The sequence below is a fragment of the Pseudomonas sp. KCJK9058 genome, assembly GCF_046230975.1.
Lineage (GTDB): Bacteria > Pseudomonadota > Gammaproteobacteria > Pseudomonadales > Pseudomonadaceae > Aquipseudomonas > Aquipseudomonas alloputida.
This window is the reverse complement of the sequence record NZ_JBJJLR010000005.1, coordinates 60,099-74,385: the sequence shown is the minus strand read 5'-3', so window position 1 is coordinate 74,385 and position 14,287 is coordinate 60,099. Positions and strand designations below refer to the sequence as shown.

General features: G+C 59.8%; 12 protein-coding genes and 2 pseudogenes. 6 read left to right on the top strand and 8 right to left on the bottom strand.

Annotation, left to right across the window (positions count from 1 at the left end):
* The first annotated feature begins 29 nt into the window (after positions 1 to 29).
* Both ACK59Z_RS05160 and ACK59Z_RS05155 read left to right on the top strand, forming a co-directional pair.
* Positions 30 to 866 (top strand): outer membrane lipoprotein-sorting protein, encoded by an 837-nt coding sequence (locus ACK59Z_RS05160; protein ID WP_409292534.1) that lies wholly within the window; start codon positions 30 to 32, stop codon positions 864 to 866.
* Between the two features lie 33 nt (positions 867 to 899).
* The gene (locus tag ACK59Z_RS05155) at positions 900 to 3,509 is read left to right on the top strand and encodes an efflux RND transporter permease subunit (protein ID WP_409292532.1); all 2,610 of its coding nucleotides are present in this window, start codon (positions 900 to 902) and stop codon (positions 3,507 to 3,509) included.
* Positions 3,510 to 3,578: 69 nt separating this feature from the next.
* Here the strand turns inward: ACK59Z_RS05155 and ACK59Z_RS05150 are convergent, their stop codons facing one another.
* Together ACK59Z_RS05150 and ACK59Z_RS05145 are read right to left on the bottom strand one after the other, a co-directional pair.
* Entirely contained in the window at positions 3,579 to 3,962 is a 384-nt protein-coding gene (locus tag ACK59Z_RS05150; RefSeq protein WP_020192853.1) for a MerR family transcriptional regulator, read from the bottom strand.
* Positions 3,963 to 4,128: 166 nt separating this feature from the next.
* Positions 4,129 to 4,707 carry an NAD(P)H-dependent oxidoreductase gene (locus ACK59Z_RS05145; RefSeq protein WP_003253953.1) on the bottom strand — a complete coding sequence of 193 codons (579 nt, stop codon included), beginning with the start codon at positions 4,705 to 4,707 and terminating at the stop codon, positions 4,129 to 4,131.
* A 764-nt stretch (positions 4,708 to 5,471) separates the two neighbouring features.
* Here ACK59Z_RS05145 and dapB point away from each other — a divergent pair.
* Positions 5,472 to 6,401, top strand: a complete 930-nt coding sequence (dapB, locus tag ACK59Z_RS05140) for a 4-hydroxy-tetrahydrodipicolinate reductase (protein WP_409292529.1) — start codon at positions 5,472 to 5,474, stop codon at positions 6,399 to 6,401.
* 18 nt (positions 6,402 to 6,419) lie between these two features.
* On the opposite strand, the gene ACK59Z_RS05135 is transcribed toward dapB, so the two are convergent.
* From ACK59Z_RS05135 to ACK59Z_RS05110, 6 genes and pseudogenes are all read right to left on the bottom strand, one after another.
* Positions 6,420 to 6,929, bottom strand: coding sequence for a hypothetical protein (locus ACK59Z_RS05135; RefSeq protein ID WP_181318784.1), 510 nt, complete (start codon positions 6,927 to 6,929; stop codon positions 6,420 to 6,422).
* 102 nt (positions 6,930 to 7,031) lie between these two features.
* Positions 7,032 to 7,262: pseudogene (locus ACK59Z_RS05130) on the bottom strand (type II toxin-antitoxin system YhaV family toxin); the annotation flags it as partial.
* Positions 7,262 to 7,578, bottom strand: a pseudogene (locus ACK59Z_RS05125) (type II toxin-antitoxin system PrlF family antitoxin). The pseudogenes ACK59Z_RS05130 and ACK59Z_RS05125, both read right to left, overlap by 1 nt.
* A 327-nt stretch (positions 7,579 to 7,905) precedes the next feature.
* Positions 7,906 to 8,367, bottom strand: a complete 462-nt coding sequence (locus ACK59Z_RS05120; RefSeq protein ID WP_019751290.1) for a type II toxin-antitoxin system YhaV family toxin — start codon at positions 8,365 to 8,367, stop codon at positions 7,906 to 7,908.
* A complete protein-coding gene (locus ACK59Z_RS05115; RefSeq protein WP_019751291.1) occupies positions 8,367 to 8,684 on the bottom strand; it encodes a type II toxin-antitoxin system PrlF family antitoxin in 318 nt (105 codons plus the stop codon). Before ACK59Z_RS05115 ends, ACK59Z_RS05120 begins: the two co-directional genes overlap by 1 nt.
* A 145-nt stretch (positions 8,685 to 8,829) precedes the next feature.
* A complete protein-coding gene (locus ACK59Z_RS05110) occupies positions 8,830 to 9,744 on the bottom strand; it encodes a LysR family transcriptional regulator (protein WP_003253946.1) in 915 nt (304 codons plus the stop codon).
* A 206-nt stretch (positions 9,745 to 9,950) separates the two neighbouring features.
* On the opposite strand from ACK59Z_RS05110, the gene ACK59Z_RS05105 reads away from it, so the two are divergent.
* The 3 genes from ACK59Z_RS05105 to ACK59Z_RS05095 all read left to right on the top strand — a co-directional run bounded on the left by ACK59Z_RS05105 (position 9,951) and on the right by ACK59Z_RS05095 (position 14,231).
* A complete protein-coding gene (locus ACK59Z_RS05105) occupies positions 9,951 to 10,973 on the top strand; it encodes a zinc-dependent alcohol dehydrogenase family protein (RefSeq protein WP_103444521.1) in 1,023 nt (340 codons plus the stop codon).
* A gap of 517 nt (positions 10,974 to 11,490) precedes the next feature.
* Complete coding sequence (locus tag ACK59Z_RS05100; protein WP_108191580.1) at positions 11,491 to 12,876, top strand: hypothetical protein; 1,386 nt, start codon at positions 11,491 to 11,493, stop codon at positions 12,874 to 12,876.
* On the top strand, positions 12,876 to 14,231 hold the full coding sequence (locus ACK59Z_RS05095) for a GntR family transcriptional regulator (RefSeq protein WP_409292525.1): 1,356 nt from the start codon (positions 12,876 to 12,878) through the stop codon (positions 14,229 to 14,231). The genes ACK59Z_RS05100 and ACK59Z_RS05095 overlap by 1 nt, the downstream gene beginning before the upstream one ends.
* The last annotated feature ends 56 nt before the right edge of the window (positions 14,232 to 14,287 follow it).

The window sequence follows — 14,287 nt, the reverse complement described above, 5'->3', positions numbered from 1 at the left end:
ACCACTCAAACAATGAAAAGGAAATCGCCATGTTGCCCATCTTCAAGACCCTGGCTGTAAGCGCACTGCTGCTGAGCGCCGCTGCCGCCATGGCAGCTGAAACACGCACGGCCGACGACATCATTCGCCAGGCCCGGGACCGCGATGACGGCAAGAGCTTCATGTCCCAGGTGTCCCTGATCCTGATCGACAAGCAAGGTAACAGCCGCATCCGCGAGTTCAGCTACCTGCAAAAGGATTACCCGGACAGCGACAAATTCACCATGTATTTCTCCGCGCCGAGTGATGTGCGTGACGTCGCCTTCCACATCGAAAACCCGCGCGAGGCCCTGGGCCTCGAAGACAGCCAATGGATGTATTTGCCGGTCAGCCGACAGACCCGAAGGATTTCCACCACCGACAAACGCGGGGCGTTCATGGGGAGCGACTACTCCTATGCCGACCTCGACAAGATTCGCGCCGAAGACTATCGCCAAACGCTGGTTGGCGAAGAGCAGTTGCAGGGCCGTGATTGCTACGTGATCGAGCGTGAGCCGGCGACGCCTGCCGTGCTGGCCAAGACCGGCTACAACAAGCTCAAGGTCTGGGTTGACAAGAAGAACTCACTGGTGCTGCGCCAGGACTTCTTCGATGTAAAAGGTGTGATGTTCAAGCAGATGCGCACCCTGAAGACTGAAACCATCGACCAGATCGACAGCATTACCTTCAGCGAAACCGAGGACTTCATCGCCGGTACGCGCTCTCAGCTGCGCTTCAACCAGTTGCAGTACAACGTCGCGCTGGACGACCGCCTGTTCACGCAGACCGCGATCAAGCGCGGGCTGAAAGCCGGTGACTTGCCGGAATACGCCGTGTCTGCCCGCTAAGCGCCGCTCTCGATTCATCTGGAACCCTCATTCATGGAAAGATACCTGAACTTCGTCGAGCGCTATGCGCGGGCAATTGTGTTTGTGTTGGTGGCGATCACCGCCTACTTCACCTACACCCTCGGCGCGCTGATGTCGGACACCAATCCGTATCTGCTCAAGGACACTCACCCGGCGCGCAAGACGATCATTGATCTGCAGCGCGAGTTCACCGGCACGTATGACTCGGTCATGGTGGCGCTGAACAACCCCGTGAGTGTCTTCAACACCACGTCGCTGAACGCCCAGTTCGAGCTGTCCCAGGCCATACGCCGGTTGATGCTGGCGAACGATGAGGACCGTGTCGAACTGCAGCGCATCGTCGGCCTGCACAGTGACGACCCTGATGCCCAGGGTTTGCTGGTGCAGATCCTCGCCGAGGGTTTTTCGCAGAACGATTACGCTGCCGCCAAAGCGCTGCGCGACCATGGGATTGCCCGGCACTGGGACAGCCATGACCTGCAGTTTTTGAGCTTTCTTGCCGAGCGGATCAACCCGATCCAGGAAATGGCCTCGATGGCTGACCTGGAAAACATCAGCTTGAGTGCCGATGGCGAGTTGTGGATCCACAAGACCCTGCACGCCCTGGATATGGACCCGATCAAGGTCGAAGCGCAGATCATGGGCAACGAGCAGATGGTCGGTGGCGTCGTCTCGGCGGACAAGAAAGTCGCCATGGTCGTCGCCGAACTGGGCACCAAACAGGACGACGCTCAGGCCCAGTTGCGTGCCTATCACCAGGTCCGCGAGATCATCGCGAAGTACCAGGCCGCTCACCCGGAGTTCACCGATGAGGTGTTCATCGCCGGCATGCCGATCTTCATTGCGGCCCAGCAGGAAATCATTGATCACGACCTGGCGATGCTGTTCCCGATCGTGTTCCTGTTGGTGACCTCTCTGCTGGTTTTCTTCTTTCGCAAACCACTTGGCGTGGTGCTGCCGCTGTTCAATATCCTGTTCTGCACCATCTGGACCCTTGGCCTGATGGCGCTGCTGCGGGTGCCGATGGACTTGCTCACCAGTGTCTTGCCGGTGTTCCTGTTCACCATCTGTTGTGCCGACGCGATCCACGTCATGGCCGAATATTACGAACAGCTCAATTCGGGTAAGTCTTTCCGCGAAGCCAACCGTGAAACCCAGCGCCTGATGGTCACGCCGGTAGTGTTGACAACGGTCACGACTATTGCGACGTTCCTGATTTCCACCACCAACAACATTGTCAGCATCCGCAACTTTGGCGTGTTCATGTCCATCGGCCTGACGGCGGCGCTGATCATCTCGTTGCTACTGATTCCGGCGTGGATTTCGATCTGGGGCAAAGATGCCGTCCCGCGCAAAGTGCAACTGAAAGCGTCGCTGATCTCCCACTATCTGGTGGTGTTCTGTGCTTGGCTGATTCGCTGGCGCAAGCCGGTATTGCTGGTGACCCTGCCGTTGTTGGCGATGATGACGGTGTTCACGTTCAAGGTGGATATCGAAGACTCGGGCATTGCCTACTTCAAGAAGGACAGCCCGGTGCGGATGTCCGACGAATTCATCAACCGGGCTGGAGTCGCCGGCACATCGCCGGGCTGGATCGCTTTCGACACCAAGACTCCGCGTGGCGCGCTGACCACTGAAACCGTGCAGTTCCTCGACCGTCTGGACCAGTTCATCAAGGCCCAGCCGAACGTGAGTTACACCTATTCGGTGGCGACCTACGTCAAGCGCATGAACCTTGTGCTCAACGACATGAACCCTGCGTTCCTGCGGGTGCCGCAGGCGGTGGAGCAGGTGATGGTGGTCGATGATGACGGCAAACCGGAGACCTTCGATGTCGATGGCAACTCGCTCATCGAACAACACATCATGATGTTCGAGAACGGTGGCGGCACTGACTTGCAGAACGTGCTCAATGCCGATTACTCGAAGGCGGTGACGCTGTTCACCATGACCTCCTCTGTGGCGGGCGATTACCAGGCGATGCTCGATAAACTGGACGCCTGGCTGGCCATCAACAAACCGGCCAACCTGCAGGTCACCCATGCCGGTACGCCGTACATATGGACCGGGGTGTTGCAGGAAATCACCCAGGGTCAGGTGCTGAGCTTCTCGCTGGCGTTGCTGGCCGTGACCTTGATGATGATGTTCTGGCTCAAGTCAGTACGCCTGGGCGTCCTCGGCATGCTGACGTTGCTGACCACGTCGGTGACGGTTTACGGCAGCATGTACCTGTTGGATATCGAGTTGAACATCGGTACCACACTGGTGACGTTCCTGGTGGTGGGCGTCGTGGATTACGCCGTTCACCTGCTGTCACGGATCAAGATGCTGGTGCAGAAGGGCATCGAGATCGACGAGGCCATCCTGGCGGCCATGCAGGGCGTCGGGCGCTCGACGGTGGTCAACGTCGTGATCTTCTCGATGGGCTTTGTCGCGCTGCTGTTCTCCGCCTACAAACCCGTCATTGACCTGGGTGTATTGGTGATACTGGCGCTGTCATCCAGCGGCTTCATGACCATTTTGTTGGTCACGCTGATTTCGCCGTGGTTCTTTGCCTCGATTGTGCCGCAGCCAGCCGTGCAAGAGGGCGAGCAGCCGGGGGGTGGGGCTGTGCCAGGCTAAATCGCCGGGGCGCCTGCGTGCTGAAAACGGCACCGGGCGCCATGGCCGTTCAGGGGCGGCGGAGCGGATTCAGCGGGTTTTTTCCAGGTGTTCGAACTGGCATTGCATCTGAGCATCTTTGAGGCTCAGCTCAAACTCAACCAAGCCGTCATGCACTTGCTGCAAGGCCTGGATCTGCCCCATCAATTCCTGCTTTTTGTTATCGATGGCCTGCATGGCCAGATCCCAGGGCAGCTCCTGGCCGCGATGATCCTGCAGAATGGCCTGCATTTCCTTGAGCTTGAAACCGAGTTGCTGAGCGCATTTGATGAAGGTCAGCAGCTCTACGCTTTGCTGGCTGTAGATGCGGTACTTGCCTTCGCGTTGCGGGGGGGGCAACAGGCCGATTTCTTCGTAATGTCGAATGCTTTTGACGGTGGTGCCCGACAGCTGGGCAGCTTTGCCGATGTACATGAAAATCCCTTTTTATGACGCATCAGAAGCGAAAAGATGTCGCGTGCTCGTACAGGCGCGCGACATCTTTGCACAAGCGTCAGTGTGTGGGAAGCCAAGTTGGACGAGGTGTCACAGCAGGGAGGCCCGGCTGGGCAGCGCAGGGGCACGGCCCGACCGGGGCCGATCAGCGGCTGGCGACTGCCTGGACTTGTTTGAGCCAGGCTTCACGCTGTTCCGGCTTGGAGCCCAATACCGGACCGAAGGTCAGGGTTTTCAGGGGTTTTATGCCGCAGAACTCCAGGGTGGTCTTGCGCATCTGGTGCAGGCCCGGCATGCGATACACCCACCGGTAGTACCACGGCGGCGTGTCCATGGTCACCAAAAGGTGAGCCGTGCGGCCCTTGAGCAGCTTATCCGGGAAGGGCGAGCCCTTGCGGTACTTGAAGGCAAAACCGGGCAGAAACACGCGGTCGAAGAACCCCTTGAGCAACGCCGGAATGCCGCCCCACCAGATCGGGTACACCAATGTCAGGTGTTCGGCCCAGGTAATGTCGTTCTGTGCGTTGATCAAGTCGGGCTCAAGCAACTGGATCTGGTTATAGCCATCGTGCAAGACCGGATCGAAATCCAGGGTGTCCAGGCGCAGCAGGCGCACCTCATGGCCTGCTTGCGTGGCAGCCTCGACATAACGTTCGGACACAGCGCCGCAAAAGCTGTCGTTCGAAGGGTGGCCGAGGATTACGAGCATGCGTTTGCGCTTCATGACAAACTCCAGGTAATGAAGTGCCAAGGGTAAAGTCTGCCCCTTACGGTAGAGTCAAGCCTTGCCGGTTAGCGGTAGAGACAAACAGTCCAGCAGCGCTCGGCTGGAGCCCGGCAAACCGTCGAATGAGCGGGCGCAGAAACGCAATGTGCGTTGAGCCAGCACTCGCACTTGCAAGCGCCAACCGGCTTGAAGGGCTTGCGCCTCCAGAAAGACGGCGAGGGTACTGTTGGCGTTGAGGGCGACATAAGCGTGGCTGAGGGGTCGCGATCGCGCTGGGGGCATGCCGCCCTACAGCCAAAGCGTCTATGAAGCCTTACCGGCGCGAGATGAGCCGGCCGCACAGGTTCCGTTGAGGGTGTGCGTTTAGAGGTCTCGTACCTCATACCGGTCGTGCAGACCGTTTTTTTGGGTTCTTCACGGATTGCCGGGAAAGTCATTCAAGGCCAGATTTGAGACCAGAATGGGATAGACCCCAGTTCGGTTTTTCGATGGAGCGGGATCGTGGACAGATGAGCATTTGGCTTCTGGCAGGTTCAGGAGGTCACCATGGCTCTTTCGGAAACATCGATGGGCTTACTCGAACCGCTGTCTATACAGAGGGTCGAGTGCGTGCGGCTGTTGCTGGATCAGGTGGGCCCGGCTCAATGGCATTCATAGCGTGAAAGTGCCTGCCAGGCGTTTGCGCACAACCCTCTACGTTGTCACCGCTCGATCTTGCCGCGTGAACAGTGTTTTCAAAGTGATAGCCGGCACTGGCAACCGTGGAACAGATTCTCAATACCAACGTGGTCGGCAGCTTTCAATTCGCGGTTATCGCGGTTGCCATAAGCATGACGGCGGCCGCTTTTTTTAAAGGAGACGTTTTGATACCTATGGATAGACCAATAAGACTGGTGGTATTGGGCGCGTCGGGGCGCATGGGTCAGAGACTGGTGCGAAGCTTGCTTCATGCCCAGGGTGCGTGCCTGCATGCTGCGGTGGTAAGGCCTGGTTCCAGCTTGGTTGGCAAGGACTGCGCTGAAGTCGTAGGGAGCGGCCCGACTGGGGTGCATTTCACTGACGATATGTTGCGATCGCTCGACGGTGCTGATGGCGTGCTTGATTTCACCCAGCCCGAAGTCACGTTGCAATGCTTGGCGTACACCTCGGCCCGAGGGTTGGTTCACATTATTGGTACGACTGGTTTCAACCCCGAGCAGGAAGCGGCGATTGCTGGCAGCCAAGGGGCGCGCATTGTCAAGTCTGGCAACATGAGCGTAGGGGTGCAGTTGCTCAGTGCCCTCGCTGAAATTGCCGGTCGAGTGCTACCTGCGGAGGATTGGGATGCTGAGGTGCTGGAAATGCATCACCGTCATAAGGTAGATGCACCGTCCGGCACGGCGTTGATGATGGGGGAAGCGGTCGCCAAGGGCCGGCAGGTGGACCTAGGCAGCCAGGCGGTGCGCGTGCGGGATGGGCTGACCGGCCCCCGTGAAGTGGGCACCATTGGTTTCGCCACCCTTCGGGGGGGCTCAGTGGTGGGGGATCACTCACTCATCTTTGCGGGCGAAGGAGAAGTGTTTACCCTCAGCCACCAGGCACTAGATCGGCAGGTATTCACCCGAGGGGCGCTGCGGGCGGCACGCTGGGCTTGGCATCAGCCTGCCGGGGTATATTCCATGCAGGCGGTGCTTGGCTTGGCAGTGAGTTGAGCGTGAGTGCGATGCGGGCTAGTGGTGCTCTAGTCGCATGGATTGGTCCAGCGCTTGCAAGAGTGTCTGGTCGATCTCGTCCAGATCCTTGCAGATGAACCGCACACCCGATGCCTGCATCTGCTGTTTCTGGTACAGGGTTGCGGGTTTGCCGATAAAGCCACAACCGAGCGTTTTGCTCACTTGGGCGACCCGGTTCAGGTCATCGATGAACACCAGCTCGCCGGCACTGGTAGCTGTTTGACGGTGGATTTCAGCCATGCCCGGGCGTGCGTGGCCCATGTCGATGTAAGGCAGGTCGGCATCGAAGTACTCACTTACCGACGCCAGGTAGCGGTCGAAGATCGCTGCCTTGGTGCTTCCCCCATATGCGGTGATACGAGCGCCTGTTTCTTTGAGCCGGGCGAGCAAGGCAACGGCTCCCGGTGCCAGCTGTACAGGGTGGCGTGCGGCGTACTGGGCTTGTTCTGCGAGGAAGGCATCTATGGTTTCCATGGCTGTCCAGGGCAGGTTGCAGGCCAGCGCCATGATGTGCCCCCCGGCCATATGCGGCGAGTCTAGTATCTGGCGTTCTAGATCGGCCGTGCGAAAGAACAGCCGAAAGCACCTGCCGATTGTTGCCCGCCGTTAATGTCGGTAGGCGGTGCCCCGCGTGTTGCCTTGGCGGAACTCATGACTGCCCGGGTCGGTAGGCGCAGCCTCCATGATCAGATGGCTCAATGCCCAAAACAGCTTGACGTTGGCGTTGCTTTCAAAACCTTGCAGGTCGTTCTGCTCGGCCCGGGCGGCGGCTTCTTGCAATTTGCGTAGCTGTAAAGTCACACCTTCATGGAACAACAGTGTCCAGCCATGTCGCAGCATCAGATCGCGACCTCACCGTCGATATCTTCGTCCAGATTTACAGCGTGGCCCGCATTGGCGAGCATGGTTTGCGCCAGGTCTTCCGGCAGGGGGTGAGGTTGCGCCCGCTGCGGATGTCAGCCTCCAGCAAACCCAGGAACGCACCGATGGCAGGGTCCTCATGGATGGCTTCTACGCGGCTCACCACGACTTCCCCGGCGCGTACGCCGAATGCGATCTTGCCACCCGTGTCGAGGTCTAAAAGCTGGCGAACGGACTTGGGCACTGTGACCTGCCCCTTCGAGGTCAACGTGGCGATTTCGTGGATGGCAGGCATGAGCGTTCTCCTGGATGTATCGATTGAGTGGTAATGAATAATCCTTACGTGGTCAGTCTTGGTTTTCTGCTGATCAAGCATAGGCGGGGAGGACGCTCAATAGCACCGCAGGATGAGTTACATCCCTTCCAGGGACACGATCCTCTAAAGACTCTCAGGGTCCCCGAAGAACATTTGGGCATCCATATAAATCAAAAGGTTATGAACGGGAAATTAGATTTGTACCCCCAGATGTACCCCTTTCAACAGCCGCTACGAGTGGATTCCAGTGGACGCAACGAGGAGGGGGCGGTTTCAAAGGTGCAATCCCTCACCCACTCGCGCAATTTATGCTTTGGGCTCGTCCCAGTCGCTACGCGTCGCAGCAGTCAGCGCATCCCAGTCATCAGGAGGGTTGCCGCGGCCCAGCATCTTCTCGAATACGGCGTAGGGATCGGATTTACTGCCTGCGGACCGTAGGGTATTTTCGTCGTTGACCCATGCGTAGACGATGACCTTGGACCTTGAATCGTAGCGAAAGAACAGCCGAAAGCGCCTGCCGATTTTTGCCCGCCGCCAATGTCGGTAGGCGGTGCCCAGCGTGTTGCCTTGGCGGAACTCATCACGGCCCGGGTCGGCAGGCACAGCCTCCATGATCAGATGGCTCAATGCCCGAAATAGCTTCACGTTGGCGTTGCTCTCAAAGCCTTGCGGATCGTTCTGCTCGGCTCGGGCGGCGGCCTCTTGTAATTTGCGAAGCTGTAAAGTCACACCTTCATGGAACAACAGTGTCCAGCCATGTCGCACCATCAGATCGCGACCTCACCGTCGATCTCTTCGTCCAGGTTTACGGAGTGATTTGCGTTGGCGAGCATGGTTTGCGCCAAGTCTTCCGGCAGGGTGGTGAGGTTGCGGCCGCCTCGGATATCAGCCTCCAGCAAACCCAGGAACGCACCGATGGCAGGGTCTTCGTGGGTGGTTTCTACGCGGCTGACCACGATTTCACCCCCGCGGACGTCGAATGCAATCTTGCCACCTGTGTCGATGCCCAGTAGCTGGCGAACGGATTTTGGCAGTGTGACTTGCCCCTTCGAGGTCAACGTGGCGATTTCGTGGATGGCAGGCATGAGCGTTCTCCCGGATGTATTGATTGAATGGTAAGGAATAATCCTTACGTGGTCAATCCTGGTTTTCTGCTGATCAAGCATGGGCGGGGAGGACGCTTAATAGCGCCGCAGGGTGAGTTACACCACTTACAGGGACACGATCCGCCTAAAGACTGTCGGGGTCGCCAAAAAACATCTGTATCCGCGACCGCAGCCACCGCTCCGCCGGGTCATTGTCCTGTGCCCCGCGCCAGGCCATGTGCAGTTCGAAACTGCGCACGGGTATCGGCAGATCCTCGGCCCGCAGGCCGCCGGCGGCCGTCAGTGCATCCGCCGTGTAGTCCGGTACCGTCGCCACGATATCGGTGCCTGCCAGCAAGCTCCCCAGCCCGTTGAACTGCGGTACCGCCAGCACCACGTGGCGCTTGCGGCCGATTTCTTCCAGGGCTTCGTCGATGAACCCGGACAAGTCCCCGGCAAACGACACCAGCGCATGGGGCCGGGCGCAGAAGTCATCCAGGGTGATGCTGCCGGGTACGCTGTCGGCGCGCAGCAGTTTCGGCATGCTGCGGCGCAACACCTTGCGCTTGGCGTTGGCCGGCAGTTCGCTGGTGTAGCTGACCCCCACCGAAATCTCGCCCGAGGCCAGCAGGGTTGGCATCAGCAAGTAGTTGACCCGTCGCACCACCAGCACGATACCGGGTGCCTCGGCGCGAATGCGCTTGAGCAGTTGCGGCAGCAAGGCGAACTCGGCGTCGTCCGACAGGCCGATGCGGAACACCGCATTGCTGGTGGCCGGGTCGAATTCGGCGGCGCGGCTGACTGCCGTGGAAATCGAATCCAGTGCCGGTGACAGCAGGGCGAAGATCTCGTGGGCCCGTGCCGACGGCTCCATGCTGCGCCCTGTGCGCACGAACAGCGGGTCATCGAACAGGTTGCGCAGGCGCGACAGCGCCGCGCTGATGGCCGGTTGGCCGAGAAACAGTTTTTCTGCGGCACGGGTCACGCTGCGCTCGTGCATCAGCGTTTCGAACACGATCAGCAGGTTGAGGTCTACACGACGCAGGTCGTTTCGATTCATCGGTGCGCTTCGCCTAATGTGGGGCAGAGGTGAATCTTAAGGCCAAAGGCTGTTACCCTGCACGGGTTTAGGGGGACCAATCGCAGGGAAAGTCAGGTGCCCAATCGATGACAAGCATGTCGACTATTAATGCCCACTGATGGTCTAACGGGCAAAGCCCGGATAGAGTCAGTGGTAATTAGAGGTTCACAAAGGCGAGGTATGCGATGTCCCGCATGATCCGTTTCCACAAGTTCGGTGCTGCCGACGTGCTCCGTTGCGAAGAGCAGGCCGAACCGTCACCCGCTGCCGACGAGGTGCAGATCCGCGTCGAAGCGGTTGGCGTCAGCTGGTATGACGTGCTTTGGCGCCAGAATCTGGCACCGTCCCAGGCGCGTCTGCCAGCGGGGATCGGTCACGAAATGGCCGGGGTGGTGACTGCGGTCGGGGAAGGGGTCGATGACATTGCCGTCGGTGATCGGGTCGCCAGCTTCCCGGCCACCAGTGCCAACGACCACCCGGTGTACGGCGATGTCATCGTACTGCCCCGTACAGCCATTACGCGCTACCCGAATGTGCTTACCCCGATCGAGGCCAGCGTGCACTACACCCCGCTGCTGATCGCCTACTTCGCCTACGTCGACCTGGCACGGGCCAAGGCCGGGCAGACAGCACTGGTCACCGATGCCAGCCATTGCGCCGGGCCTGCCTTCGTGCAGCTGGGCAGGGCCCTGGGGCTGAAAGTGTTCGCCGCCACCAAGGATGCGGCGCAGCGAGAGTACCTGCTGGGTCTGGGCGCAGACAAAGTGATTGTCACTGAAGAGCAGGACCTGCTGTTGCAGATTGGCAAGTACACCGATGGCCGTGGTGTGGACATGGTGCTCGACGGCATGGGCGGCCCGCAGATGTCGCTGTTGGGTGATGTGCTGGCGCCGCGTGGCAGCCTGGTGCTGTACGGTCTGCAAGGCGGCAACCAGACGCCGTTCCCGGCCTGCGCGGCATTCCAGAAGAACATTCAGTTCTATGTGCACTGCATCGGTAATTTCACCGGCAAGCCAGAGCTTGGCATCAGCCAGGACCAGGTGGCACTGCAGCGTGCCTTGCGCGATATCAACCAGTTCACCGCCGATCAGCTGCTGACACCGCAGATCATCAAGGTGTACCCGTTCGAGCAGGTGGTCGAGGCGCATCGCTACATGGACCAATGCCCGTGCGGCGGGCGCGTCGTGCTGGACATGGCGCAACACTGACGGTGGATGGCGCAAGCAGAAAACCCGGGCAATGTCCCGGGTTTTTTATGCGCGGAGTAACGTGTTTCAACACTTAAAGTAGGACTGTTCCTACAATAAAACCCGATATGGCCTACATATAAATCCGTAGCTTTCGGGCTGTCAGAAATATCCCGCCAAATAATCAGTCTTGAACGCTTTTGCCTTGCGAGTCACTGTGAACTGACACGGATGGTGAATGGTTTTTTTACCCTGAACTGTATCTTCAATTCATGCTGCCTCCCTCTCGATAATGGCCCAATGATAGTTTGTGCAAGGAACGTGGGATGAGCATGGCTATGCCTGATATAGAGCAGCATGTGACAGCGACAGGCCATCGCAGGGGTGGTTTCTTCTCGATGGCTTGGCGACAGTGAAGGGTTACGTCATTACTTTCATTTTGTTGTAAGAAATTTCTTCTAGGTAAGTTCGGCGCATGTTCACGTTCAAATGTTGGATACCGCATGCGCTGGCTGCATGAAGTTGATGAGGTGATTGCGTGACTGCTATTCACGACCAGGCGATGCATTATATCTACCAGCAAGTACTCGAGCGCTTGTTGAACCACATGTCCCAGGCCCAGCGCGCTTCCTTGCAGTTGCTGATACAACGCCTGTTGGTCGCTGCAGGCGGCCCGGAGTACATCGGTACTTTCAGCTTGCAGGTATTGCAAGGGAGCGACCGCCATAGCAGCCGGCTGCTGGCCATGTTGCGTGCCGCGCAACTGAGCATTGCCCTGCGTTCGCCGGTAACCTTCCAGCTGCGGGTATTGGTGGTCAGCCTGCCGGTTGCCGATAGCGCCACGCTGGAAGCTCACGAGCGCAGTTTTAGCGCGTTGTTCATGCAGGATGACCCGCGGGTGCAATTGCAGATGATCGAGGGGCGCGCAGTGGTGCCGTTCAGTCGTCGGCTTTCGGTAATGCCTGAGCGCTGGCTGCTGGCGAGGGACGCGATGTTGATGTTCGGCCACATGATCGATGCCAGGCCTGAAGCCCTGCTGGGCTGCCGCCTGCACCTGGAGCTGGCCGGGGCCGTGGGTCAGGCGCTGCAGGCAGCGGTGCCTCCCGATGCGTTGGTCACCGCCATGCCCGGGCTGCAGCGGCGCCGATACCTGGCGTGGGCCCGGCGTAGCCTGCGCCTGGCCGGCGTGCGTGGCTCGCATGCAGTGCACCAGTGCCTGGCGGCGCTGGCCCAAGGGCTGAGCCGATTGCACGGTGCTGTTGGGGGCGAACCGGGTGGTCAGCACGAGCCGGTTCCAGGCGCCGTACCGGAGCGCGCGCCGGTGCGGCTGATCGCTATTGATGACCTGTTGCCGCACTTGCTTGAAGAGCAACAGCTTGACGCGATGCTGGGTTGTCACTTCGAGACGGCTGCAGATGCTTTGCCGCTGTCCGAATTCGTTGACTCGCTAGCCACGGCCCAGCTGCATGAACTGCGCGCCCGCAGTCTGGAGCCGCTGGCCGGGCGCCCAGCGCTGAGGCTGGCAGGGCAGGCGGGCGGCAGCAAGCAGCGTGACGCCGCGCCGTTGCTATTGGGCAAAGCCTACGGCATCAACCAGGCCCAACTGGTGTGCCTGCTGTTCAGCCCGTTTGCCAGGCAGGGGAAAAACCTCGAGCGGTTCTTGCAGTGTCGGCACGCCGACATGGTGGTGGCGTTGCCGTACCTGCACAGGGCCTTGCAAGGCAAACCCTGCCCCGATGCAGTCAAAGCCTGGCTGGTGAATACCAGTGGCTTGCCGTTGGGGCAACTGCGGCAAATTTATGATGGGCAGTTGCCGCTGGCGGGATGGCGCCTGCTTAACAACCTGGCCCGCCGCGATGTACACCTGAGGCTGCTGCCGCAGCTGGCGTTGGGGCGGCGGCGTGGTGTTGCGGGGCTGCCTTGATGGGGCGAGCGGCCCCAGGCGAGTTCGCGTATCGCAAGGTGTATCGCTACCTGGAAGCGTTGATCGAACAAGCTGCAGGCGTTGGCACATGCCGGTTGCCATCATTGCGTGAGCTGTCCCGGCGGCTGCGGGTGTCGTTGGCCACGGTACAAAGTGCCTACAGCCTGCTGGAAGAGGAGGGCCGTGTACACTGCCTGCCGAGGTCGGGCTATTACGTACAGAGCGGTGGCAAAGATCAGGCCGTGGCCGTGGCCCGGCAGCCTCCCTTGCCGACGCAGCCACTGTTGGAGCGCATGCTGCTTGGTCACGAACGGCGTTTGGCCCGTCAGCGTGATCGCAGCGTTGCGTCCTGGGAAGCGCTGGGTAGCGCCCGTTTGCGCAATGCTGTGGCTGAGCGATACACCCGCTGCTCTAATCAGTACTGGCATGCCGATGATGTCCAGCTAGCTCCCGATGTGCTGGCGGTGCTGGAGACGCTGCTTGCGGCGCTGGCCCTGCAAGGTGGTACCGCATTGGTGCATTCGCCCTGTTGCTGGCAAGTGTTGCGCGCCCTGGCGCGTGCCGGCATGCGCGTACTGGAAACACCACTGGATGCCCGTGGCAACCCCGAGCTGCACGCGTTGGCCAAGCTGCTGGGTAGCGAGCCGGTAAGCCTGCTGGTCATGCCGTCTTGCCTGGGCATGCCACAAGGTCGGCTGGTTTCACCGTATTACCAGCAGCAGCTTGGTCTTTTGCTTGGCCAGCACCCTGTATGGCTGCTGGAAAACGACCTGGACAGCGAGCTCTGTTACGACGGGCCGCCGAGCACACGCCTGCGTGACTGGATCGACCCGCGCTGGCTTCTGGTGATGGGCACGTTCGAGGCCGCAGTGGGGGCAGAGGCGCCGTATGCCTATTTACTGAGCCGTGACACCGTGTTGGCCAAGGCATTCGCTGAACGGGCGTTTCGGCTTGCGCCGCTACGTTTGCAGGCGCTTGCTCACATGCTCGGCAAGGGGGAAATCGAAACGCAGCTGGTACAGCAACGCACAGACTTGCAAAGGCGTACGCAATACCTGGCGCATGTACTGCAGTCGCAATTCGGCCAACGGGTGGTCTTCGAGATGCCGCAAGGTGGGCAAATGCTGTGGGTGAGCTTTTGCCAGCCGCTGGCGTGGGACGGTATTGCCGCAGCGTTGGCAGGTTCTGCACTGCACGCACTACCGGGCGAGCAGTTCGGCCTGCCGGGGCATTACCCTCAACACCTTGCTCTGATCTGGCTGGGTGGACGCCCGGATGAACTGCAACTGGCGGTAAGGCGACTGGCGCAGGCGCTTGAGGTGCGCTGCGGGCGAAACACCCGCATCACAAGTTGAAATCAAGACGCTTGCAGGTGCTGCCAAGTGCTGCGAGAGGGCCGACAAGTGAAATG

Excerpts from the sequence above, each read along its gene's own strand:
- ACK59Z_RS05095 (WP_409292525.1), top strand. The coding sequence starts at position 12,876 with ATGGGGCGAGCGGCCCCAGGCGAGTTCGCGTATCGCAAGGTGTATCGC.
- ACK59Z_RS05115 (WP_019751291.1), bottom strand. The coding sequence starts at position 8,684 with ATGCCTGCCATCCACGAAATCGCCACGTTGACCTCGAAGGGGCAAGTC.
- ACK59Z_RS05135 (WP_181318784.1), bottom strand. The coding sequence starts at position 6,929 with ATGGCGCTGGCCTGCAACCTGCCCTGGACAGCCATGGAAACCATAGAT.
- ACK59Z_RS05110 (WP_003253946.1), bottom strand. The coding sequence starts at position 9,744 with ATGAATCGAAACGACCTGCGTCGTGTAGACCTCAACCTGCTGATCGTG.
- ACK59Z_RS05150 (WP_020192853.1), bottom strand. The coding sequence starts at position 3,962 with ATGTACATCGGCAAAGCTGCCCAGCTGTCGGGCACCACCGTCAAAAGC.
- ACK59Z_RS05120 (WP_019751290.1), bottom strand. The coding sequence starts at position 8,367 with ATGGTGCGACATGGCTGGACACTGTTGTTCCATGAAGGTGTGACTTTA.
- ACK59Z_RS05145 (WP_003253953.1), bottom strand. The coding sequence starts at position 4,707 with ATGAAGCGCAAACGCATGCTCGTAATCCTCGGCCACCCTTCGAACGAC.
- ACK59Z_RS05105 (WP_103444521.1), top strand. The coding sequence starts at position 9,951 with ATGTCCCGCATGATCCGTTTCCACAAGTTCGGTGCTGCCGACGTGCTC.
- ACK59Z_RS05160 (WP_409292534.1), top strand. The coding sequence starts at position 30 with ATGTTGCCCATCTTCAAGACCCTGGCTGTAAGCGCACTGCTGCTGAGC.
- ACK59Z_RS05155 (WP_409292532.1), top strand. The coding sequence starts at position 900 with ATGGAAAGATACCTGAACTTCGTCGAGCGCTATGCGCGGGCAATTGTG.